Origin of the sequence: Neobacillus sp. NPDC093127, from assembly GCF_044754175.1 — a bacterium.
GTDB lineage: Bacteria > Bacillota > Bacilli > Bacillales > Cytobacillaceae > Neobacillus.
Genome location: NZ_JBIVOP010000031.1, coordinates 23336 through 46461, shown reverse-complemented (window position 1 = coordinate 46461; position 23126 = coordinate 23336). Strand labels below are relative to the sequence as shown.

18 protein-coding genes are annotated in these 23126 nt (G+C 41.7%); 2 read left to right on the top strand and 16 right to left on the bottom strand.

Features of this window, described 5'->3' with window-relative positions:
* Positions 1–79: 79 nt before the first annotated feature.
* From hpt to ACIQCO_RS26135, 12 genes are all read right to left on the bottom strand, one after another.
* The gene (gene hpt, locus ACIQCO_RS26190; RefSeq protein WP_483874179.1) at positions 80–625 is read right to left on the bottom strand and encodes a hypoxanthine phosphoribosyltransferase; all 546 of its coding nucleotides are present in this window, start codon (positions 623–625) and stop codon (positions 80–82) included.
* A 25-nt stretch (positions 626–650) separates the two neighbouring features.
* Positions 651–2036, bottom strand: coding sequence for a tRNA lysidine(34) synthetase TilS (gene tilS, locus ACIQCO_RS26185; RefSeq protein ID WP_400434853.1), 1386 nt, complete (start codon positions 2034–2036; stop codon positions 651–653).
* 167 nt (positions 2037–2203) lie between these two features.
* Entirely contained in the window at positions 2204–3223 is a 1020-nt protein-coding gene (locus tag ACIQCO_RS26180; protein ID WP_400434851.1) for a protein kinase domain-containing protein, read from the bottom strand.
* Positions 3192–3929, bottom strand: a complete 738-nt coding sequence (locus ACIQCO_RS26175) for a vWA domain-containing protein (protein WP_400434849.1) — start codon at positions 3927–3929, stop codon at positions 3192–3194. Before ACIQCO_RS26175 ends, ACIQCO_RS26180 begins: the two co-directional genes overlap by 32 nt.
* A gap of 94 nt (positions 3930–4023) precedes the next feature.
* Positions 4024–6498 (bottom strand): stage II sporulation protein E, encoded by a 2475-nt coding sequence (gene spoIIE / locus ACIQCO_RS26170; RefSeq protein WP_400434848.1) that lies wholly within the window; start codon positions 6496–6498, stop codon positions 4024–4026.
* A 253-nt stretch (positions 6499–6751) separates the two neighbouring features.
* Positions 6752–7177: a S1 domain-containing RNA-binding protein gene (locus ACIQCO_RS26165; protein ID WP_400434846.1), complete on the bottom strand. Its 426-nt coding sequence runs from the start codon at positions 7175–7177 to the stop codon at positions 6752–6754.
* 95 nt (positions 7178–7272) lie between these two features.
* Positions 7273–7656 (bottom strand): FtsB family cell division protein, encoded by a 384-nt coding sequence (locus ACIQCO_RS26160; protein ID WP_400434844.1) that lies wholly within the window; start codon positions 7654–7656, stop codon positions 7273–7275.
* Positions 7657–7670: 14 nt separating this feature from the next.
* Entirely contained in the window at positions 7671–8303 is a 633-nt protein-coding gene (gene yabQ / locus ACIQCO_RS26155) for a spore cortex biosynthesis protein YabQ (protein ID WP_400434842.1), read from the bottom strand.
* Positions 8300–8602: a sporulation protein YabP gene (gene yabP / locus ACIQCO_RS26150; protein ID WP_066094540.1), complete on the bottom strand. Its 303-nt coding sequence runs from the start codon at positions 8600–8602 to the stop codon at positions 8300–8302. The genes yabQ and yabP overlap by 4 nt, the downstream gene beginning before the upstream one ends.
* 72 nt (positions 8603–8674) lie before the next feature.
* The gene (locus ACIQCO_RS26145; RefSeq protein WP_400434839.1) at positions 8675–8953 is read right to left on the bottom strand and encodes an RNA-binding S4 domain-containing protein; all 279 of its coding nucleotides are present in this window, start codon (positions 8951–8953) and stop codon (positions 8675–8677) included.
* An 18-nt stretch (positions 8954–8971) separates the two neighbouring features.
* A complete protein-coding gene (yabN, locus tag ACIQCO_RS26140; protein ID WP_400434837.1) occupies positions 8972–10438 on the bottom strand; it encodes a bifunctional methyltransferase/pyrophosphohydrolase YabN in 1467 nt (488 codons plus the stop codon).
* A gap of 3 nt (positions 10439–10441) precedes the next feature.
* Positions 10442–12064, bottom strand: a complete 1623-nt coding sequence (locus ACIQCO_RS26135; RefSeq protein ID WP_400434835.1) for a putative polysaccharide biosynthesis protein — start codon at positions 12062–12064, stop codon at positions 10442–10444.
* A gap of 1351 nt (positions 12065–13415) precedes the next feature.
* Here ACIQCO_RS26135 and ACIQCO_RS26130 point away from each other — a divergent pair.
* Together ACIQCO_RS26130 and ACIQCO_RS26125 are read left to right on the top strand one after the other, a co-directional pair.
* Complete coding sequence (locus ACIQCO_RS26130; protein ID WP_400434834.1) at positions 13416–16499, top strand: GNAT family N-acetyltransferase; 3084 nt, start codon at positions 13416–13418, stop codon at positions 16497–16499.
* Positions 16500–16516: 17 nt separating this feature from the next.
* The gene (locus ACIQCO_RS26125) at positions 16517–17389 is read left to right on the top strand and encodes an amidohydrolase family protein (protein ID WP_400434883.1); all 873 of its coding nucleotides are present in this window, start codon (positions 16517–16519) and stop codon (positions 17387–17389) included.
* A 288-nt stretch (positions 17390–17677) separates the two neighbouring features.
* Here the strand turns inward: ACIQCO_RS26125 and spoVT are convergent, their stop codons facing one another.
* From spoVT to pth, 4 genes are all read right to left on the bottom strand, one after another.
* Positions 17678–18214 carry a stage V sporulation protein T gene (spoVT, locus tag ACIQCO_RS26120; RefSeq protein WP_066094523.1) on the bottom strand — a complete coding sequence of 179 codons (537 nt, stop codon included), beginning with the start codon at positions 18212–18214 and terminating at the stop codon, positions 17678–17680.
* A gap of 197 nt (positions 18215–18411) precedes the next feature.
* Entirely contained in the window at positions 18412–21951 is a 3540-nt protein-coding gene (gene mfd / locus ACIQCO_RS26115) for a transcription-repair coupling factor (RefSeq protein WP_400434832.1), read from the bottom strand.
* Positions 21952–22072: 121 nt separating this feature from the next.
* Positions 22073–22303 (bottom strand): anti-sigma-F factor Fin, encoded by a 231-nt coding sequence (gene fin, locus ACIQCO_RS26110; RefSeq protein WP_400434830.1) that lies wholly within the window; start codon positions 22301–22303, stop codon positions 22073–22075.
* 145 nt (positions 22304–22448) lie between these two features.
* Complete coding sequence (pth, locus tag ACIQCO_RS26105; protein ID WP_400434881.1) at positions 22449–23012, bottom strand: aminoacyl-tRNA hydrolase; 564 nt, start codon at positions 23010–23012, stop codon at positions 22449–22451.
* Positions 23013–23126: the final 114 nt, after the last annotated feature.

The following is a 23126-nucleotide window of genomic DNA, read 5'->3' as shown; positions in this document are numbered from 1 at the left end:
CAAGGAATTGCTCTCAATTATTGGCATCATTCGTTTGCTTATACAAATCGAAGGGAAAACCAATCCATTTAGCTATTCCTTATTGATTATTGCTATAAACCTCAGGTTTTAAAACACCAATATATGGGAGGTTTCGGTATTTCTCGATATAATCCAATCCATAACCGACAACAAACTCATCTGGGACGATGAATCCAACATAATCTGCTTTAATTCCACTCTTTCTTCCGGTAGGCTTATCAAGTAAGGTAACAATCTTGATGGATTTTGCCTTCCGGTAACGGAATAAATCGACTAAATAACTGAGCGTCAGACCGCTGTCAATTATATCCTCGATAATTAATATGTCCCTTCCTTCTACTGATGTATCCAGGTCCTTGAGGATTTTCACCTCTCCTGATGATACAAACCCGGTGCCGTAGCTGGAAACATCCATAAAATCCATTTCAAGATAGCAATCCATCCGTTTTAATAAATCGGCCATAAAGGGCATCGCGCCTTTTAGCACGCCAATGGCAAGCGGAAAGCGATCTTTGTATTCTTCTGTTAACTCAGCTGCTAACACTTTTATCTTCTCTTGAATTTCCTCTTCTGAAACTAACACCTTTTCAATATCCTGCTTCATCATAAATGTGCCTCCTAGAAGATTGTTACTTATCATAAGTAAGTAGTATATATTGTTCTGTGGATGTATCAATACCTTCAAAAGAAGATTTTTTTAAACCTGGAAGCCAAATAATGCAATCCGTTTTGTCCGTAATAACAGGCCATTGATCTCGGTCCTGAACAGGAACCTTCTGATCAATAAAAATATCCTTTAACTTTTTCGACCCTTGCATCCCCTTCAATGTCATTCGATCGCCTTTATTCCTTGTACGAATGATAATCGGCCACTGAATACTGCAAGCCTTAAACAAGGCTGTGTATTGGTGTGTATCAGGGATTTCCTTATCTAAATAATCGATTCGGATACTCCCTCCTGTTGGCAAGACAATACTCCCTGGCTCGTTTATTTCAAAAAGGTATTTTTCCCCCACAGTGGAAGTAAAAAGGAAAGACAGCTGTGAATAGGAGCGAATAACTTTTAAACCATTGGGAAAATCAAGTTCACCTGAAGGTTCACGATGATGAATTAAGAAAAATACTTGATCAATATGTATCGCCGAAAGAGAAGAAGGTTTTTCTTTGTAAAGATAGTTTAATATTAGTTGAATCCCTCTCCTTTGTAAAGGTAAAGGCATTTCAAGAAATCTTTTAATGTCAAGAGTAATTTTACTCTCTTCTCTTTTTATCATTACTGTTTCCATTCGCTTTTCAGTTAACTCATGTAGAAAGTCCTCATCGGTCTGGAGCTCTTCGCTAAACCGTTGAAAATGCTCGTGAACACGGCTGTTTTCCATTTTTAAAAAAGGGAGAACCTGTTTGCGAAATCGATTTCTACTATAAATATTCTTCTCATTGCTTGGGTCTATTCTTGGGCTAAGATGGTGGTGTCGACAATATTGCTGTAGCTCATCCTTTGTCAAACTTAAAAATGGGCGGAAAATAACACCTGTATAAAAAGGGCGGGAAAATGGGATTCCTGCTCTCGCTTTTCCACTGCTTCCTCTCGTTAACCTCATGAGAATGGTCTCAATTTGATCGTCACCATGATGGCCAAGAGCTAAGTAGCGGCAGTCATACTTTTCCATTACTTTCTGGTAAAATTGATATCTTACCTCTCGTGCTGCAATTTGCGAACTTTTCCCGGTTGTTTCCAATATTTCAGGTACGTTGACCCGCACCATTTCAAAGGGAATATCAAGCTGTTCACAAATATCTTTGACAAACATGGCATCCTCATAAGACTCCTGACCGCGAAACATATGGTCCACATGGGCAGCAATAATGGATAGATTCCTTTTAACTTTTTCCCCCTGCAGATAGTAAAGCAGTGCTAAAGAATCCGGTCCTCCTGAAACTCCAACGACAATTTTCTTATTATCAAGCAGAAATGAGTGGTGCTTTAAAAGGGCCTCAACCTTTGTTTCCAACATATGATTACACGTTCCTTAAACATAAGTATTTACCTAAAAAATTTTAGAATACCAATAGCTTACCACTAACCCCAATTAGCTATCAAAATATTGGCATGCTTAATGAACTAGAAATTTTTTCATTTTCATCTTTTATATACGGACAAAGTAATAAATAGTTTCACGAATTAAAGCAATTTATTAAAAGTATACAAGGCATATAAAATGCCTAGAACCAAAGCTATAATGAAAAATTCTGTCCAGCCGCTCTTTTTCTTCTTTTTTCGGTAGGTCTGCCTTGTCATTGGCTTGCCAGCCTTCGAAACTTTTACTTGCCCTTTTACTGAGGAGCCGCTGTCAGCAGTTTTGGGCTGTAAAGAAGGGCCTGAAATTGGTTTATCCACCATTACGTCTAATAATTCAGCCCTCATTTGCTTTGCATTGCTGTAATGTCCCTTTAGGGCTTTTACGATTGCCTTTTCAAATTTCAATAGTTCCGGCTTTTGCCGAATTGCTTCTTTTAACTGTAACATACCCCCGGAAGTTTTCTTAAATCGTTTTGGATAGGCAGAGTTAATCATGATCATGGCAGCAGCAAATAAATCATAGGACGGCTCTGCCTTTCGTGAACCTAACCCCCAATAGCCGCGGTCATAAAACTCAGTGAATTCCTTAATCGCCCTTCCCTGCATCGTTGTTCCTCCGACATCAATACATCTGATTTTCGGCGGCGGTCCTGTGACAATTAAGTTCTCAGGCTTTAAATCACCAAAAACCCAGCCGTTTTCATGGAGCACCTCTAGATCACTAAGCAGCTGCAAAAATAACACGAGCGTCCAGGATTTTCCCCTTTGATGTAAAAAGGAAAGGAAGTCAGGGCCCTGAATATATTCCATGACATAGAAGGAAATAAGCGGTCCCCCCTGTTTACATTGCCAATCATCGACATCAAGCAAAGAAGGTCCGAGGGTTTGGGACCCCTGGACCTTTGCAAAGGATTTCAGAACATTTACCTCTGAGGTGATGGACATCCCATTATCACTCATTTTCAATGCTACTTGAGAATGCTTGTGTTTGGCAAGGTACACCACCCCGTTTGCCCCATACCCTAGTTCTTTTACAATCGTATAGTTATTTCCATGCCATTTTCCAGAAATGATGGTCCCAGGACGAAGATTATATTGATTCTTCAAAGTATGATTCATCATCACGTGAAAGCAGGCTCCTTATTGATTGTTTTTGGCTGAATGAGGAAAGCGCCGTCCGTAATGCCGGCCCTGTTGGGGTAATTCCCCCAGTCGACAGCTGCGAAAAGATACTTGTCAAAGATTGTAGCTTCGGGGTCCAATCCAGCAATTTTTCGACATCATTCTTTTTCCCGGGAAATACGTAAACTGAAAATTGGTTCTCTCCGCTTCGGGCGTTTAAGCTTAGAGAGAGGTCAAGCAGTGCCTCCTTAACGGTGGGAAGCTTATGTTTCATGCTTGCACTCGTATCGACAAGAATCAACACTTCTAATTCGACAGTTTCCCCTAATTCATCGACAACCTCCATGACTTCGCCGCGTTTGTCTGGCGGCAGGTCTTCCATCGTTTGCGAACGTCCTAAAATTTGCTGTAATTGACTATTTACCACACCTTGAATCGTTTGGTTCATCGCTTTCCGAGTTACCATTTGCACCGTTTGCGAGAGTGCTTCAGCATAAACAATCTGACTGACACCGCCGCCGGACATGGCAATCCCTTCTATTTCCGTCATTCCCTTTTCATCTATAATATCCTTCTCAGTGACACCAATAACATTGACCGTAATTCCCTGTTCCTTCGCGAGTGCAGCCATAGCAATTGGATCTTCTCCTTGATTCGAACAGCCATCTGTTATCAATAAGATTTGCCGAATTTTCCCTGTATACATAACCTTCTCCCTCCACGTAACGTATTGCTACCATTTTCGACGGGATTAAAGTGATTTATACATATATTAAGATGGTTTCGTCCAATATAAGCAGTTACGCATTACGCTTTAATTTATTGACAGGGATTGACGCCCATTTCGGGGTATTATGTTTTATTTTTGCCACCGTTACAGTCATATCGTCATCAATAATATCCGATTTCGAACGAATGACCTCCTCTAAGATTAAATCAGCAATTTCCTGTGGGTCATCTGTTTCTAATTCTAATAATTTCCGCTTCATCCATAAATCATAATTCTCCACATGGTTTGGCCCCTCAAACACCCCATCACTCATCATGACTAAAAGATCGCCGGCTTTTAATTGTTCGCTGACGACATCGACTTCAAATTCCTGAAGAATCCCGATTGGCAGGTTGCTGGCTTGGATTTTAATGATCTTTTTACCTCGTTTAATGAAGCTTGGTGTTGAACCAATTTTCAGGAATTTTGCCGAAGCATTTTTCAAATCAATCATTGCCAAATCTAACGTAGAAAAAATTTCATCTGTTGTTCGAAGGGAAAGAATAGAATTTATTGATTTAATCGCTGTCCGCTCTTCAATCCCTGATTGGAGTATTTTTTGTAAAAGCATTAGTGTTTCATTACTTTCATAATGGGCTCTTTCGCCGTTTCCCATGCCATCACTAATGGCAATCGCATACTTGCCCAAACCAAGTTCAATGGTTGAATAGCTGTCACCCGAAACCAAACCTCCATCTTTAGCCGCATGGGCTGCCCCCGTTTCCACCGTAAACGCCTTCGATGATCGGAAGGTGACGTGACAAAAAGCATTCGGAAAGGTTGCGCATTCCTCCTTGTTAACTACAATTGTTTCCCCAAGGATGTCAGACAGCATCGGGGCAATTAATTTCTCACATTCCCCATGGCCATTACAAAATGGCACCGACATCTCAATATCGACATTTCCCTGATCAAGACTATAAATTTCCACCTGTTCAATATGAATCCCAAACCCTTGCACCGCCTCGATAATTTGCTCCTCCTGTTTGTGATGATTTTCCCTTTCCCGTTGAATCTCCTTCGCGAAATTATCCATTACTTCAGAAACTCCTAATAATTGATCAGCAACAAGCCTCCGGCTCTCCTGAACCTGTTTCTTTAATTTTTGATTGGCCTGGAAAAAGGTTAATTGCTGGCCTATCGTTTCATATACTTTTTTCGAACGTGTACAAAGCTTTTCCCAGTCTCTTGATAATTTAGTAGAGACTGTACCATCATTTTGATCCATTTCGTGAATAATTTCCTCCATATAGGCATAGGTTGTATTAAAATTCTTTGCCCAGCATTGTTCCTTCTTAAAGCATGTTTGGCACGTTTTTTCCGTTACATTACTCATAAAGTAATCCATTTCCCGGTCATTTTCAGCTTCATCCGGGATGACTTCCATTTTGGAAAAGCTTTTTGAAAGGGCATGAAACACACTTGAAAATTGCGAAACCCGTTGTGCCGTTACGTCACGCATTTTCCTCATATATTTTTGCTGCTCGGCTGTGTATTCCGGTGTACCAGGTATATACTTTGCTAGTCTAGAGGTAAGAGCTTGTGGTGTTAAGAGGAATAAGAAAACAGCAGCAGTTGACTCTAATACAGTTTTCAATAACGAGCCTCCCCCTTCCCCATACATTCCGATGAGGAGGGTGGCAATAAATAGGCCAATGGAAACACCGACTTTCTTCCCTTCCTTCAGTAATCCGCCGAGGACACCTGAGAAGGCTAGTAAACTCATATGGTAGAAGCTTGATACGCTTGCAAGGCTGAAAATCAACCCAGTCACCACTCCTACAGTAGAGCCGACTGTTGCTCCGGCAATAAAGGCAAATACCAACACTAAGTAGCGCGACATAATATGTTCAAGCGACAAATCATACACTTGCCAGCCAATGGTGCCCGTCATAATCGAAGCGAGCATAATGATTAGGCAGACGATTTCTTCTGTTTTTAACAGCTGTCTGCGCTTATTCAAGGTTAATAAAGGAATACTTTGTAAAAAAATTAGCGTCAAAATGAAGGCAAGGCTTGCCTGGACACCGACCATTAATAAATCATATAGAACCAATTGCTGTGATAGAATAAACGCTTCACCCAGTTTTCCAATACCGAGGATAATCCCGACAAAAAAAGGCAGTGCTCTCATTTCATTTGTCAGCCACTTTTGACTGATCCGGAAAATGACCAAAAAGAAAATTGTAATTGAGAACGTAAAGGCGGCATTTGCAAGTGACAAGGTTGCTGCTCCGACAACTAGTCCGATTAGGGCTAGCGGTGCCCGCTCTCTTCTGATTAAATAGACAGAGGCAAAAAAAGGAAGGCAGAACGGGGTCAGCTTTGCCAGGATTAAGGCTCGTCCCAGTAAAAATCCCACGAATAACAAAAGATAACCCTTTTTTATAAAAAAGGACTCGAGCAGCGCATGGAATTTCCCGAGTCCACTCCCCAAGGCCGATTTCGAAGAATGAAGGTTAACTTTCCCAACCGGTTCTATGAAACTTGCATTTGTCTTTTCCATAATCACACTCCCTATTATTCATCATTGTTGATCATTATAAAATTAAAAGACTTAAAAGTTTGTCAAAATAGTGAACAAGTTAAAATAATCGTTCGACGCTTTTCACTATAATCATTCAAATAATCATAACTACATTTATTTATGTCGATTTTGGTGCTTTGGAAACGACAAAAAAGACAAGCCCGCTAAGGACCTGTCTTACTATAAGATATTTAGTGAAACCTGCTTTATCCGACAACAATTAAGCAGCAAGTTAACCCCGTCTAGCTCCTCTTCCTCCACGCTTGGACTCTGTGTTGCGCTTTAAGGAAGATAAACGATCTTCACTATCTTTTAAAAATTTAGCCATTTTTGATTCAAAGTTTTCTGGTCTAGGATTATTGCGATCGTTTGACCTGCCTTGACGTGGGCGTTGTGAGTGGGATCTTTGCGGGGCTTCGGGTCTATCCTTTGCCTTTTTAATGGATAGGCCAATTTTCCCGTCCTTCTCAACATTGATGACTTTAACCTCAACTTGGTCGCCAACCTTAAGATGATCGTTAATATCCTTGACATAGTTGTCAGCAACCTCACTGATGTGGACGAGTCCTGTTGAGCCCTCCGGCAGCTCCACGAACGCTCCGAAATTTGTAATCCCTGTTACCTTTCCCTGTAACTTGCTGCCTACTTCAATTGACATAAAAAGAATGTTCCTCCTTAAAATAATAAAAAATCAATCTTACTCTATATTATACAGAAAGTAAAAATTCAGTGTCAATATGACTAAACAATGGTTCATTTTTCCTTCTTTGTTTCCGGAATATTAAAGATAATTTCATTTTCCCCAGAGAAAAAAATTTCTTTTCTCGCAAGCTTGGCAATGTATTCATCATCATTTAATTTAATGATATCTTCATTGAGGACTTCCTGCTGCTGTTTTAATTTAGTCAGCTGGGTGTCAAGCTGTTTCTTTTGAGCAATTTTTGCATCAAGTTTAGTGGTTTGGGAAAGATAACTGGAAATCATCAGATACGACAGAAAGCCTGCAAACACCACAAAGAGCGATAGGCGTCTAAGTAATAATTTCCTTTTCCTGGCTGATGCAATTTCTGCATATTCCTGCTGCGCGACATAGGTTGTCTGCATTTTTGACACATTTCTTTTTCGTTCCGCTCCCATTTCCCGTAACCTCCTCACTCTTTTCGTTTTTTCCATCTATCAATCCACTTAATAATAGTATTCCTGATTCCCTGAAAATTTCCTGCTATTTTATTATATAACTTCTCGACGGCTTTTTTAAGACCTTTCGGCAAAAGTTTCCAAAAAATTAATACTATTTTTTGCAATGGGTATACGATAATTTTTAATAGTAATAGTAAAACTTTAAAAACAAATTTGACAAGGGTATAAAGACCCCTGCCAAGTACGAGAATGATGGTAATAACCAGTTGGATTAGACCAAGGATAGGTTTATAAATGAGTAGTTGAAAGGTTTTTTTCAAAAACTTAGTAACGGCAATGATCGTCTCGATTACCATCTCCAATAACTGCAGATAAATCCCTTTAAACAGGCCCTGGTAGGCTGCAAACCCGCATATAAGCGCTATAAATATATAAAACCTTATTTCTCCATTATTAATAATAAATAAAGTGTAAAAAATAAGCACAGCTTGAATGATCCAAAATAATAGGTCATTGCAGAAGACAATCCATGTTTTTCGTTTTGGCCGATTTAAAAACCGTTGGTACGTATCAAACATGGCGCCAAACAACGACCCCATTCCAATCATCGAAAGCATCGTGAGAAATTGTGTCGAAAGGGTCATCGGAATAACTTGCTAAAGAAACCTTTAGCTTTCTCCCCGTGCTGTTCATCCAAGTATTCCAGGTCAAAGATCTTCCCTTTGATGGAGACAATCCCCTTTTCGACATCCAAATTCTTCATCTGCAGGTTTTGTCCTTTGATTGCTAAAAATCCCATTACCGTTTCCAATAAGAATTCCTCATTATCAAAGCTCTCCACCTGTTTAACGCCGGTAATATCGAGAAGCTTCCTTCCTCTCATAATGACATCATGATCCGGAACACTGCTTTTTGTGGTATTACTTTCATAATATTGGCTCATTTTCATCCCTCACAATCATTTGTACAACCTTTATGTAAAATGTATGTGAAGGATGCAGGAAATAGAACTTGCCTAACTTAATGGATTCTCTGATGACCCAAGCTTTTCTTCCTTCAAGATGGTATACATCTCCGCTGCTTCATCTTTGCGGGATGTTTCTTGAATTCGGTCAATTCTTGCTGTAACCCTTCTCTGTCCAAGGCGAATCGTTAATTCATCGCCGACTTTAACGGTGGAACTGGCCTTTGCCTCTTTCCCATTAATTTCAATTCTGCCTTGATCGGATACTTCTTTGGCTAATGTTCTCCGCTTAATTAATCTTGAAACCTTTAAAAACTTATCTAAACGCATGATGATTTCCCCTCTTTTCTACAATCCTTTTCGTTTTGCTTCGTCCCAGTACTGATCGAGCTCTTCAAGCGTATAGTCCTCAAACGGTCTGCCGCTTGCTTTTACATTTTCCTCGATGTATTGGAACCGGCGCATAAACTTTTCATTTGTTTCATAAAGTGCTTCTTCGGGATGGATTTTTAAGAATCGGGCCACATTCACAAAGGCAAATAATAAATCACCAAATTCTTTTTTTGCACGCTCGAAGCCTTCTGCAGTACCATCCAATTCAGCGGTAAATTCATTGAGCTCTTCTTTCACTTTCGCCAAAGCAGGGGTAATCTCCTGCCAATCAAAGCCAACCTTTGCCGCTAATCTTTGCAATTCATAGGCCCTTATCAAATTCGGTAACGACTTTGATACTCCTTCAAGGATGGCTGAAGGTGCTTCTCCTTTTTCCTGTTTCTTAATTTCCTGCCAATTTTGCAAGACTTCTTCACTATTCGCGGCAATAACATTTCCGAACACATGGGGATGCCTGCGAATCATTTTTGCCGACACACCTTCAATCACATCATCAATGGAAAAATACCCATCATCTTCGCCAATTTGCGCATGAAGCAGCACCTGAAGCAGGACATCTCCCAGTTCTTCAATTAAGTGATCAATATCTTCACTGTCAATCGCGTCAATGACTTCGTACGTTTCTTCGATTAAGTACTTTTTTAATGACTCATGGGTTTGTTCCTTATCCCACGGGCAGCCGTTTGGACCCCTTAATTCAGCGATAATCGCGCGCAGCTTCGAAAAATTTTTCAATAAAATTTCTTCTTCTGTCACTGGCGGGACAAAGACCGAAGTAAGGTTATTGATTGAAACATTCCGGTCCAATTCATACAATGGCAGTTTTTCGATGTGCTCCTGTTTACTTCCTGCTGCCGTTACGATATACACCTGATAATCATCCGGTAATTTCTCCATTAACGTTAGCTTTACGTTTGATGCCACGAACTGGTCGTATACCTGGCTAATGATGATATGCTGGTCGATTTGCAGCTGGGAGGCTGTGAGCGCTGTGCCATCGAGCAATTGAAACCCTTCAACCGGGTCGATTTTCAATGAAGCAAACAGGGCATCAAGAAAGCTTTGCCCGCCGCCAATGATAATTTCCACATCTTCCTTTGGTCCGTATTCCAAAAGGAGCTGCACTGTCTGCTCGGCAACGAGTGGGTGTCCCGGAACAGCGTAAATCACCGCTTCCGTTTGGGCTAGTTTCAATAATGTTTGGGCGATTTCCTCATATACGGCTTCAAATTGATCGTATTTTTCATACACGCTGTCAAAAGAGGTATAGGATAGTCCTTCTTTTTCGAGTTCAGAAATGACCGGATGTTCTTTCGTTCTTAAAAACAGTTGCGGCGCGTGAAGCAATTTCTTATAAATGCCAACCGGGAGCTGCTCAAGGTCGCCTGCTCCTAACCCGACGATTTCGATTTTTTTCACCATAATTTAATCTCTGTCCTTTCGTGGGAGTAAATGAAGTAATTTGCTTCCAAATGGGAAAAGCCCCAATTCTTCTTCAAGAAATACGTTCCCCCTGATGATAATTACTAAAAAGATGACGCCGCCGAGCGAAACAGCAGTTAACGATTGCACCGCCGCTCCTAGCCGCTCTGACCCAATTGTGGCAACAAGATGATTCGTTAAAAATAAATAGCCTTTTAAAAACAAAACCATCGTGATCGCCGCTGTTAGGACTATCCTTAAAAAACGGGATGGAAACAGCGGGATTGCGATTATTTTTTTAAATTTTAGCAATAGAAAAACTGTGACCAATCCTAATGCAAGAAGCGAAGATATCGCCGCCCCCATCGTTCCGAATAATGGAATGAAGACCATGTTAAAAAAATATTTCAACGGAAAGGTGATTACCACTGCTACTGCAGGATAAAGCAGACTTCCGAGTCCCTGCATAATCGCGATGATTGTTGCAATTATCGAGGTAAATAGAATAACAAAACCAAGGACCCCTAATACCGCTGAACCGTTGACATTTTCGAACAGCATCACATTGGTAGGCTCGATAATCGCCCATAAACCCGCTGAAGCTCCAAGTCCAATCACGATGCTTACCTTAACCGCTACTTGAATTTTATGATTTAAGAATTCCGGTTTTGCCGCTAATCGCTCGCGGCTTATGAGCGGTACAAGCGTTAATGACATCGAGGCTGCAGCAACTGTTCCTAATTGGATTAATGGCTGGCCGCGGTCGAATACCCCCTTTAAACTTTTAGCGAGATCCTGTTCCGTACCGTTTGCTACAAGTAAGGAGTATAAATTTAACGAATCCACTAGCTGCATAAAGATCATTAGCATTCCGCTTAAACAAATGAACAGTCCTTGAAAAGTGAGCATTTTTACAATCCGTTTCACTTCCAACGAGTTATTTTGCAACATCCCCCTGCTTGGAGCCATTACATTCCATTCTTTACGTTTCCGGACGAACATAAACAAAATGAGGCTGGCAATCATACTCCCGGTAATCGAGCCAACCATCGCCCCGCCGCCGACAAAATAAAGGGAATAGCCTTTTTCCATGAAAAGCGAAGCTAGAAAAATAATCGTCAAGACACGAATGATTTGTTCCCCGACTTGTGATAACGCCGTCGGGGCCATTTCGCCTATCGCTTGGTAATACCCTCTAAGTAGGGCAACAAACGGAAAGATTAAAAATACAATTGAAACAACCCTTAATAATATCGCCAATTGCGGGTCCTTCATCCAGCCTGCAATTTGTCCAGCACCGCCATAGAGAATGAGGAAACACAGGATGCCGATAATCTGTAAATAAACAAAGGATACGAAAAGAAGCAGGCGGGATTTTTCATCATCCCCGTTCTCCTTTTGTTCTGCGTATAGCTTCGAAATCACCACTGGGAAGCCTGTGGTCGACAGGACAATCGCCAACCCATAGAACGGATATACTTGCTGATATATATAAAAACCAATATCCCCTACGATGTTTTGAAAAGGAATACGATAAAACGCACTTAATATTTTCGTAAGAAGTGCGGCAATTGTTAAAATAAACGCGCCTTTGAACAACGCAGTTGAATGATTCACGGATTTCATTGCTTCACCTACTAACTAAACTAGAGGTAATTATAGCATAGTGGGGGTTTTAATGGATAATGGAGAACGGGCAAAACGGGCTCTAATATGGATGATTGGATACCTTTTCTCCAATTTTTTGGGCGGAGCGGGCTCCAATAAGACCGGTTGGATACCTTTTCTCCGAGTTTTCAGGCGGAAAGGGCTCCAATAAGGGTGATTGGATACCTTTTACCCGTGTTTTCGGGCGAAACGGGCTCCAATAAGGGTGATTGGATACCTTTTACCCGTGTTTTCAGGCGGAGCGGGCTCCAATAAGACACAATGGACCATTTCACTGTATTTTTATCGGGAATGTCCATTACTTTTTGTAAATAATTTAATTACAAAATTTTAGACTTTCTCTTATCAACCGTTATGACTTGATTTCCTTCGAAAAAGGCATTATGAACCACTCTTATGAACCGTTGGGACTTGATTTCCTTTCAAAAGGGCTTTATAAATCACTCTCATGAACCATTATGACTTGATTTCCTTCGAAAAGGGCATTATGAACCACTCTTATGAACCGTTATGACTTGATTTCCTTTCAAAAGGGCTTTATAAATCACTCTCATGAACCGTTATGACTTTAATTTCCTTCAAAAAGGCTTTATGAACTGCTCTCATGAACCATTATGACTTGATTTCCTTCGAAAAGGGCTTTATGAACTGCTCTTATGGTTATACTCATGGGCCAATCATGAGGACAGAATGAGTGCTTTTTCCGGGAGAATCAACAAAGTTTTCCTAGCTACTAGGAATTTGTTATATCAATTCATCCCTTTGATCCATTTTGTAAAATTAATTTACTTTTCCAAATATTTTATTATATAATTATCTCTGTGGTAAGAATTACCTTTTGGAGGAGGGGTACAGGATGTTTTCGAAAAAGTCAGCGCTTATTTTAATGATCAATAACCTGTACATTCCTACAAGTCTACCATTCTATTCCTAACGAAACGGTAAATAGCCGCTTTGTGACCAAAAGACCTTGTAGCTGCAGGGTCTTTTATTTTTTCCTAAGCTGTGTTAAAGAACATTGTTGAATTTGACCACAATGTTGATTGGAGTGGAAGGCGCGAGACTCCTGCGGGAGCAGCGGGACAGGTGAGACCCCGCAGGCGCGCAATTCGCCGAGGAGGCTCACCGCCCGCCCCGCAGAAAGCGAAGCGCCTGGAACGGAAATCAACATTCACCTTTAACACAGCCTTTTCCTAAATTACGAAAGGGGGTTTTTAGCATGATCATTTTTCAGTTAACTAATTTTTCAAACGTTGAGGTAATCGAGGATGGTTAGTGAAAAAATACGAAATGGATGAGGAGTTAACAAATGAAAATCGTAGAGTATCGTCATGATTTAGCTGAAAAGGTCGCCGATATGTGGAATCATAGCCGTGAAGGATGGGGCGGCGGAAATGATATTTCGACCGCTGAGAGTGTCCGGCAGCAGGAAGAAAATTCAATTAATCTAAATACTTATTTAGCAATGGATGAAAATGGTGTCGCCGGATATTGCGGTGTCAGTGAGTACCGTGAGGATAGCGGTGCGCTCTACATCCCATTGCTTAACGTACGCGAAGAATACCAAGGGAAAAAGATTGGCAAGCAGCTGGTGCTGAAGGCAGTCGAACGAACCATTGAGCTGGGCTGGCAGAGACTCGACCTCTATACTTGGGGTGGCAATATAAAGGCCGTTCCCTTGTATAAAAAATGCGGATTCTTCTGGGAGAACCGCGATGACACCGTTCATCTAATGAACTTTATCCCCTCGGTCCTCACCACAGAGGCAGTCCAAGGCTTTTTTGAAAAAGCGGATTGGTACCATGACCGCAAAATGGAAATTGAAGTGAAGCCCGATGGCAGGAAAGAAAGCGGCTTTGATTTCTATGAGTATAAGTGGGAGAAGGATGGGCAGCGGCTGCGGATGGAATATGAACGAAAAGGCCGTGGGCTAAGATTGATTGAGACTGACGAATATTTAATCTCTGCCTCAATTGAACAGCAGGACCTGATCTTCGGTGCAGAATACCCGATTCAATTCAAGATAGAAAACAAAACAAATGAGCCATTAACTATTGCGATTGAAGGGTTCGACGATCAAAATATCCACTTTGATTTTGGGAAGCAGCTGACAGTGATGGACTCAGAGATTGTTGAAGGCAGATTCTTTGTTGGTGAAATTACGGAAGAACAAAATATTTGGCGCACCCACCCAACCGTGGCCGCTAAAGTGACAATCAATGGGAAAGAAGCGACCTTCAAGCTTGGTATTAATAGCAAATACCCCGCCAAGGTAACGGCGAAAATTCCAAATGAACTGCCCTTTCTTGAGAGCGACTCAGAGCTCTATTTAGAGTTGGAGAATCACTTCAATGAAGAAGTGCAATTCTCGTTTACGTGGCCAAAAGCGCACTTTATTGATTTCGCAGATGAGCAGGTTCAAATTATGCTGGGAGCAAAAGAACGGAAACTTCTCCCGATTCCTTACCGCTTAACGGAATACGGCTTTTATCAGCAGCCACTTCAAATAAAAGCAGTAAAAAAATCAGGTGAAACGATTTATTTTTCCAAAAAAATTGGCTTAGCGTTTTACGGGATGAGCGCCAAATTGACCGGAGAATGTGACGACTATTGGCATGCTTATAACGGACTCGCTCATGTGTACTTAAGTAAATTTGATAACCGCCTTTATTTTGGACGCGCCGGGTCCGCTGAAGAGGAAATACCTTTCTTTTTCTATCCGAAGCTTGGTAAACCTTTTTCGAGCGAATTCTCGAAAAAGCGGCCCGATCACATTGAATTTTTTGAAGAAAAAGGGGCGCTTTGTCTGAAGGCTGTGTATCATTCGCAGTCATTCCCGGACCTGCAGCTGCACTCGATTGCCAAGGTGTATGCCGAAGGATTGATGGAGCATCATTATCAAATTCATAATCTTGCCGATGCGGCTTTGATGCAGGAAATTTGGCTGAATGACAGTCATAATTTCGTCCAGTCCATGTACGGTTCCGTTTTTCCTTATGATGGACAGATGATTGAAGTCAATGAATTGAAGGACGGAATGATTCAGTATTGGCAAAGTGAAAAACTGGATGAGAATTGGATTTTCAAGCGCGATTCTGCTCTTCCTAGCGGGATTTGCTGGAGCAGTGAGACAAAAGTTCAATTTGAACATTGGTTCTTATTCTTTGAACACAAACTTGGGGTGATTCCGGCCAAGGGGGTGGCAAAGACACAACCGACTTATCTTTCAATGGGCGCATTTCCGACCTGGGAGGCTTTCAGGAGGTTTGCACTTAAAAAAGTTCATGCTGTTGAGACGGCAACCGCTCAACCGGCACAATTTTACCCAGAGAATCATAATCCGTTTGTTCAAGGGCAGACATCAGTTCATTATAAAGATGTAAGGCTGGCTCATTTGGACGGAGAAGTCAGCATTCAAGTGGATGGCCAGGAATCCGAACAGAAACAACATCTTTCCGAAAAAGATGCAAAAAGGGAAGCCGTTTTTCCACTTCACTTCGAGGGCGGGTCAAGGGTAAAGCTGCTCAAGCTCAATGCCGACCTGAAATTGGAGCAATCTTCGCTGCGCTCTCTTATCATTTGCACAGACAATACGGCGATTCAAACTGAGCAATATGTCCAAGATGGGGTCCCCGTGTATGAGGTTGATAATGGGCTTGTCAGCATTAAAGCGGCTCCGGACTTTTTCCCTGCCCTCTATTCGTTAACCTATAAGGGGCACGAGTGGCTCGATACGTCCTTCCCTGCACTTATGCCTAAATCGTGGTGGAATCCTTGGGCCGGCGGAATTCGCAATGCATTATTAAACATATCCAGCAATTCCCTTGTAAAAGAGGAACGGTCGGCGGGGTTTGTTACCATCACCGATAACAAAGGAAATCGCTGGACGGGTATTAAGCTCCAGGTTCAAATTTTACAGCATGAATCCTTTAAAGGACTTATCTACAATCAATATTATTTACTGCAGCCGGGTGCACCAGTGATGTGCCATACAACCGAAATTCTGCAAGATACCAATCAGTATTTTAAGAATGAAGGCTGGTATAGCCAAGCTGCTTTTAAAAATGTGGAAAATAGCTGGGTCGAGTATTATCCAAGTCAGAAAGCGTATTTTGGAAAAGGTGAGATGGAAATCGATGTGAAACAAAGCTTCATCATTGGCCATGAAGCTGCTCCAGAAAAACTGCAGGTCATCTCTGATTATCAGGCCAGGAAATCGGAACTTTATCTAAATAAAGAAGTAGCCCATCATACGGTCTTTTCAAAGCTGTCTTTACAACATGGGGAAACTTATTGGACGGCACCGATCTTCTATCTCTTTAATGGTGAGAAGGTTCCTGAAGATGCGCTCCAAGATATAAAAAATATTCGCTTTAACGGTGCTGGCAATTGAAAGGAGACGTGTGAGTGATGCGAATTATTGATGCCCATATGCATTTTTCCAATATTTCAAGCTTTAAGGAGACTGCCAGTAATTTATCGAAGCTGGATTATTCATCCGAAGGTTTATGGCAGGAGTATCGCGATGCGGACGTTGTGCTTGGAATTGCCATGGGATTAACAGAAACCAAAGCGGACGGCTTCCCCGATTATGAGACGGCAACGCCGATGGGCCTTGATTTAGATGCTCAGCTTCCCGCAAACATCTGTTATTGTCCTGGGATTAACCCGTATAGATTAGGCGCTCAAGAATTGGCGGCACTTGAGGAGCTGCTTGTGAAACCGGAGGTCGTCGGGATAAAAATTTATCTTGGCTACTATCCGTTCTATGCTTATGACGAGGTCTACAGTCCCGTTTATGAGCTGGCGATTAAATATGGACTGCCGGTTGTGTTTCATACGGGCGATACGTATTCCGAACGCGGCCTGCTGAAATACGCCCACCCGCTAACCCTTGATGAAGTTGCGGTAAAATATCGCGAGATTAATTTCATGATGGCGCACTTTGGCGACCCGTGGGTCCTTGATGGTGCTGAGGTTTTATATAAGAATCGCAATATGTATGCAGACTTATCTGGGCTCCTTGTCGGTACAAGGGACGATTTGCAGAAAAAGCTGGAGTCACCTTATTTCTTTAACCATCTGAAACATGCGCTGGCCTTTACCGATGATTACTCGAAGTTTCTGTTTGGTACGGACTGGCCATTAGTTCAAGTGCAGCCCTATATTGATTTGATGAAGGAGCTCATTCCCAGGGAAGCGCATGAAGACCTGTTTTTTAATAATGCGGTAAAGCTGTTTCCTAAAATTAAGCGATTTATAGACTATGGGACTAAGATTTAAAAAAGGGATTTGGAGTTTACATCGGAATAAGGATTTTTTAGTGGAGAATTGGTTTTTCCAAAATTAACGGCCAGTAAGAGGCCGTTTTTTTTGGTTTTTTATTGACTATCCAACTTCGAAAAAATCCTTTGGCTACTTTTGAGGTGGTTTTGGCTACTTTTCAGGGGGTTTTGGCTATTTTTCAAGGGGTTTTGGCTAATTAGACATTTATTGGAAAATCCAAAGGACTTAAAAGAACCAACCCTCTTCCTTTAAACAAAAAAAGACAGCCGCGGCTGTCTTTTTTAGTTATGATTCCATTTGTCGTGCTAGGAACCCCGCGGCTGTTTCTACCGCTTTTTGTTCTACTTCACCTAGGGTTCCTTCTTTAGAATAGATAATTACAGCTCCGATTGGGTCGCCATTTGCAATAATCGGCCCAATGGTATAGGAAGATACACTCTCATCATTTCCATCGGCTAAAGCAATATCTGCCTGCTGGGTATGGAGAACCGAGTTCCGTTCTTCCATTGTTTTTTCCACTAAATCGCTGATACTTTTATTTAAATAATCCTTCTTAGAACTGCCTGCTAAAGCAATATACGTATCTCGATCACAAATTAATACCGGGTTTCCGAGGCTGTCAAATAGGGCTTCCGCATACTCCTTGGCAAAATCGCTTAATTCGCTTATTGGTGAATACTTCTTTAAAATGACTTCCCCGTCTCGATCAACAAAAATCTCTAACGGATCCCCTTCGCGGATACGCAGTGTTCTGCGTATTTCTTTGGGAATGACAACGCGACCCAAATCATCAATTCGACGAACTATTCCAGTTGCTTTCATCCAATGTTGCCTCACTTTCATCTGATGATTTTTCAACTTGGTGGTTGACTTTGTTTCCTAATAATGAAATAACCACCAACTTTGAACTTAGTATCTTTCAACTGGAAAGTTCTATACACATTCGGAATATTTTTTCACAAATAAAGTAAATAGTCTAACAAATGGAAGAAAGCCCACTGTTTAAAAATAATCATCTTTTATTTCACGGAATTTTCCTTATCCCTTTTAGCCAGCGGGATTCCTTTAATCATTTCAAGAACAATATGGAGCCATTGTGTTGTCCGGTACTCCTTATTATTAATCACAATTTTGAGCCTTGACCCTTCCATTCCCGGATTTACATTCCGGCCAAATTGACTGCCGAGGCGGAAGATTTTGCTGCCATCAATGGTCTTCGTCACTTCTTCACTGATAAAAATAGTAACCTCTTGTTTAACCTGCTTAATTTGTTCTACACCATTAGTTAGTGCATACACTTTCATTTCGGCAATCTGGAACAAATAAGAAACTTCGTCAGGATACTCGCCAAAACGGTCCTGCATTTCCGACTGCAGCTCGGCAATATCCTCGAGTGAAACCGCGCCCCTAAACCGCTTATACATCTCAATTTTTTGATGTCCGTCCTTAATATAGGTGTCGGGGATATAAGCATCAATCTCAAGGTCAATTTCAACCGACTTTTTCACTACAGCAACTCCGAGGTCTCCTTTTCGTTCTTCAATCGCTTCTTTAAGCATTTGCGAATAAAGGTCAAAACCGACAGAGTCAATAAAGCCATGCTGCTGGGCGCCTAATAAATTTCCTGCTCCGCGGATTGACAAATCACGCATCGCAATCTTAAATCCAGAACCTAATTCAGTAAACTCTTTAATCGCCTGCAGACGTTTTTCAGCGACCTCTGTTAACACTTTGTCCTTGCGGTAGGTGAAATAGGCGTAAGCGACACGATTTGACCTTCCTACACGGCCGCGGAGCTGATAAAGCTGGGATAGTCCCATACGGTCCGCATCAAAAACAATCAATGTATTAACGTTCGGAATATCGACACCGGTTTCAATAATCGTTGTGCTTACGAGAACATCATATTCTCCGGCCAGGAAGCTAATCATGACCGATTCCAATTCATTTTCAGACATCTGCCCATGGGCGCAGATCACGCGGGCATCGGGGACGAGCATGGAAATTTCCTCTGCTTTGCGTTCAATATCTTCTACCCTATTATATAAAAAGTAGACTTGTCCGTCGCGGGCAAGCTCCCGCTCAATCGCTTCCCGCACCAAAGATCCATTGTATTCCATCACATACGTCTGCACCGGAAAACGATTCTCTGGCGGCGTCTCGATAACCGATAAATCGCGGACACCAAGCATCGACATATGAAGTGTTCTTGGGATTGGTGTTGCCGTTAAGGTTAGGACATCTACATTCGTCTTTAATTTTTTTATTTTTTCCTTATGGGTAACCCCGAACCGCTGCTCTTCATCGACAATCAATAGTCCTAAATCGCGGTAAACAATATCCTTCGAGAGTAAGCGGTGTGTCCCCACTACAATATCGACCGTCCCTGCTTTTAAGCCTTTGGTTGTTTCTGTTTGCTGCTTCTTTGAACGGAAGCGGCTTAACAGGCCAATATTAATCGGATAGTCTTGGAATCTCTCCCTTAGTGTTTCATAATGCTGCTGGGCCAAAATGGTTGTCGGTACTAGAAGCGCTACCTGCTTTCCGTCCGCAATCGCCTTGAAGGCAGCCCGAATCGCGACCTCTGTCTTTCCATAACCAACATCGCCACAGAGCAGTCGGTCCATTGGCCGAGGCCGTTCCATATCCTTTTTAATTTCGTGGATGGAGCGAAGCTGGTCGTCCGTTTCCTGGTAGGCAAAGGAGGTTTCAAACTCCCTTTGCATATCCCCATCAGGAGAATAGGCAAAGCCTGTGGCTGATTCACGCTCGGCATACAATTTGATTAAATCGTCAGCAATATCCTGAACGGATGATTCGACCTTCTTCTTCACCTTTTTCCAATCAGTACCGCCAAGTTTATAAACCTTTGGCTCTTTTCCTTCTGAACCAACATACTTCATCACAAGGTCAATTTGTTCAACAGGAACATACAGTTTATCTGTACCCTGATAACGGATATGGAGATAATCTTTATGGACTCCGTTAATGACAAGGGTTTCAATCCCTAGATATTTTCCAATTCCATGATTGACGTGAACAACATGATCGCCTATCCGCAGCTCCGAGTAGCTCTTAATTCGTTCCGCATTTGATAGCTTCTGCCGGCTGGCAGGCTTTTTCATACGTTTACTAAATAATTCTTCCTCAGTGATGACAGCTATTTTTTGGATGGAAAGTTCGAAGCCCGTATGCAGACTGCCTTTCATAATCTGAACTTTACCGGGTAAAAGCTGCTGGCCGCCCTTTAAAATACTGCTGTCGATTTCATAGTCCTCTAGGACACGTTCTAACTTTTTTACCCGATCTTCGTCCGGTCCTAAAAATAAAATAGAATAATTGCCCTTCTTCCACCTGTCAATTTCGGCCTTTAAAAGATGCATTTGTCCGTGGAAGTTTTGCATTTGCTTACAAGAAATATTAATAATATTTTGTGGACTTGTATTGGCGACATGCCGTAGAAACAAGGACATATAAAGAAGCGGAAATTCTCTTTTTTGCAAGAGCATTGGCAGGTCATGGGAAATATGGAGGTCATGAATGATTTCTCCGCCGCCAAGTAAACTTGTATACCATTCTGCTTCCTCTTTAACAAGCGAATCATTCATCTCTTGAACCCTGCTGATTTCGTCAATAAACACGAGACCATTACTCGGCAGATAGTCTAGTAAACTATGAGGCCGGTCGTAGGCCAAGGATAAGTATTTGTAGACCTGGTCAGGCTTTTGGCCATTTTTCAACTGCTCAAGCTCATGGCTGATATTTTGCGTCAGCAGTATTTTTGCCTTCTCATCCTTTAATTTTCGAAGACTATTTGCTAAGCCATCTTCAAGTTTCCCAATGATCCGGCTATAATTCTCATCTTCCAAGAGGATTTCGGTTGCTGGTCCAATCGAAATCTTAGTAATCTTTTCTTTGGAACGCTGGTCATCGAGAGAGAAATAACGAATCGATTCAACCTCTGTGTCAAATAATTCAATTCTTAGCGGATTAGCCTCCGTTAGCGGATAAATATCGATAATTCCGCCCCTGACACTAAATTCCCCCGGAGTTGTGACCATCTCTGACCGTACGTAGCCCATTTTGACAAATGTATATAAGGTTTTATCAATATCGATATCTTCCCCTACTGTTAACGGCAGCTGGTATTGTTTCCACAGGGACTTAGGAGGAATAATTTTCTTTAAACCGGCAATCGGAACAATTAAAATCCCTTGTTTTTGCTTACTCCAGTGGTTTAAAGCCTCGATTCTTTGTGCCTTTAATTCCGGACTTGCAATACTTAGCTCAGCTGCAATTAATTCATTAGCTGGAAAAAGAAAAACTTCCTTGTCACTTAATAGATTGACAATATCATCATAGAGTTTTTGAGCTTGTAATAGATTGTGGGTAACCAGGATGATTGGCCGTTTCATTTGTTCGTAAATAGAAGCAATTAACACCGTCCTAGACGAACCGGATAAGCCGGCAATCAGCTGTTCCTTTAACCCTTCTTCCACTCCCGCAATAATGGAGTGAACATCTTCCTGCATTAAAAATAATGACTTTAAACCATTCAACCTTTATCCTCCTTCCTCAAACGCAATATGTAAGCTCCTTATTCAAATCCTGAAGCTAGACAATTAGTTAAGTATAATGTAAATAGAAAAACGCTTTGGAGTTCAGTCCAAAGCTGGTTGGTTAATGAATAAGGAAATCATATTGGTGGTATTCGGGATTCCGTTCTAACGCCTCCTGGCAGTCTTCGCAAATGGCGGTAATGTGGATGTCGCCGGCTGCGTCATACGCCACCATTTCTTGTCTTTCTTGGTCGGTTAGTTTATGAAGACCAAGGGTTTCTGAATGGATGGATGCTTTATCAATGGAACCAAGGTTCGTACCACAATGTCGACAATGGTAATGGATGGCCACGACTATCCCTCCCTAATCTATGATTCCTTACTAGTATTAACCATAGCGGAAGAAGTTATTCACCTAATTTTACCTGCTTCATCGTTTGAATCCTACCATTTAGTTTTTCTTTATTGTATGAAAGAAATGCTTGTATCATGAACAATTACTGATTATATTCATTCATTACTTGCAGGAATGGTTTCTCCAGCCAGACTGTGCAGGCCTCAGCACTCTTACTTACAGCTTCCTGTGTGAGAACCCCTTCCTCTTTGCGAAACCGTCCAAGAACATAATCAGGTACGCTTATCGTCCCCGGCGCCGGGCGGTCAATGCCAATCCTAATTCGGTTAAATTGCTGGGTGCCAAGATGAGCAACAGTTGACTTGATTCCATTATGGCCGCCAGGACTTCCTTTTTGCCGGAGCCTGATTTTCCCGACCGGCAGATCCAGATCATCATAAATAACAAGTAAATCTTCCATATCGATTTGATAATAATCCATAACTGCTCTGATGGATTCCCCAGATAAATTCATGTACGTGAGCGGCTTCAGCAACAGCACCTTTTCTCCGTTGTAAACACCAACCCCATACAAGCCCTTAAATTTAGACTGTGTAAGCGGAATGCTCCATCGGCTTGCTAAGGCGTCAATGACGGCAAAACCGATGTTGTGCCGCGTCTGTTCATATTGTTTTCCGGGGTTGCCTAATCCAACGATTAATTTCATTCCAGCTCCCCCTGCCTCATGTGGTTTAACCGCCCTGTTAAAGATTTTTCGAAACATTGTTTTTCTCCCATTATTAAAAGTAATCCAGCTGGCAATGCGCTAAAAGACGTAACC

Bases quoted from the DNA above. Each gene is read 5' to 3' on its own strand.
- hpt (WP_483874179.1), bottom strand. From the start codon at position 625: ATGAAGCAGGATATTGAAAAGGTGTTAGTTTCAGAAGAGGAAATTCAA.
- tilS (WP_400434853.1), bottom strand. From the start codon at position 2,036: ATGTTGGAAACAAAGGTTGAGGCCCTTTTAAAGCACCACTCATTTCTG.
- ACIQCO_RS26180 (WP_400434851.1), bottom strand. From the start codon at position 3,223: ATGATGAATCATACTTTGAAGAATCAATATAATCTTCGTCCTGGGACC.
- ACIQCO_RS26175 (WP_400434849.1), bottom strand. From the start codon at position 3,929: ATGTATACAGGGAAAATTCGGCAAATCTTATTGATAACAGATGGCTGT.
- spoIIE (WP_400434848.1), bottom strand. From the start codon at position 6,498: ATGGAAAAGACAAATGCAAGTTTCATAGAACCGGTTGGGAAAGTTAAC.
- ACIQCO_RS26165 (WP_400434846.1), bottom strand. From the start codon at position 7,177: ATGTCAATTGAAGTAGGCAGCAAGTTACAGGGAAAGGTAACAGGGATT.
- ACIQCO_RS26160 (WP_400434844.1), bottom strand. From the start codon at position 7,656: ATGGGAGCGGAACGAAAAAGAAATGTGTCAAAAATGCAGACAACCTAT.
- yabQ (WP_400434842.1), bottom strand. From the start codon at position 8,303: ATGACCCTTTCGACACAATTTCTCACGATGCTTTCGATGATTGGAATG.
- yabP (WP_066094540.1), bottom strand. From the start codon at position 8,602: ATGAGCCAATATTATGAAAGTAATACCACAAAAAGCAGTGTTCCGGAT.
- ACIQCO_RS26145 (WP_400434839.1), bottom strand. From the start codon at position 8,953: ATGCGTTTAGATAAGTTTTTAAAGGTTTCAAGATTAATTAAGCGGAGA.
- yabN (WP_400434837.1), bottom strand. From the start codon at position 10,438: ATGGTGAAAAAAATCGAAATCGTCGGGTTAGGAGCAGGCGACCTTGAG.
- ACIQCO_RS26135 (WP_400434835.1), bottom strand. From the start codon at position 12,064: ATGAAATCCGTGAATCATTCAACTGCGTTGTTCAAAGGCGCGTTTATT.
- ACIQCO_RS26130 (WP_400434834.1), top strand. From the start codon at position 13,416: ATGAAAATCGTAGAGTATCGTCATGATTTAGCTGAAAAGGTCGCCGAT.
- ACIQCO_RS26125 (WP_400434883.1), top strand. From the start codon at position 16,517: ATGCGAATTATTGATGCCCATATGCATTTTTCCAATATTTCAAGCTTT.
- spoVT (WP_066094523.1), bottom strand. From the start codon at position 18,214: ATGAAAGCAACTGGAATAGTTCGTCGAATTGATGATTTGGGTCGCGTT.
- pth (WP_400434881.1), bottom strand. From the start codon at position 23,012: ATGAAATTAATCGTTGGATTAGGCAACCCCGGAAAACAATATGAACAG.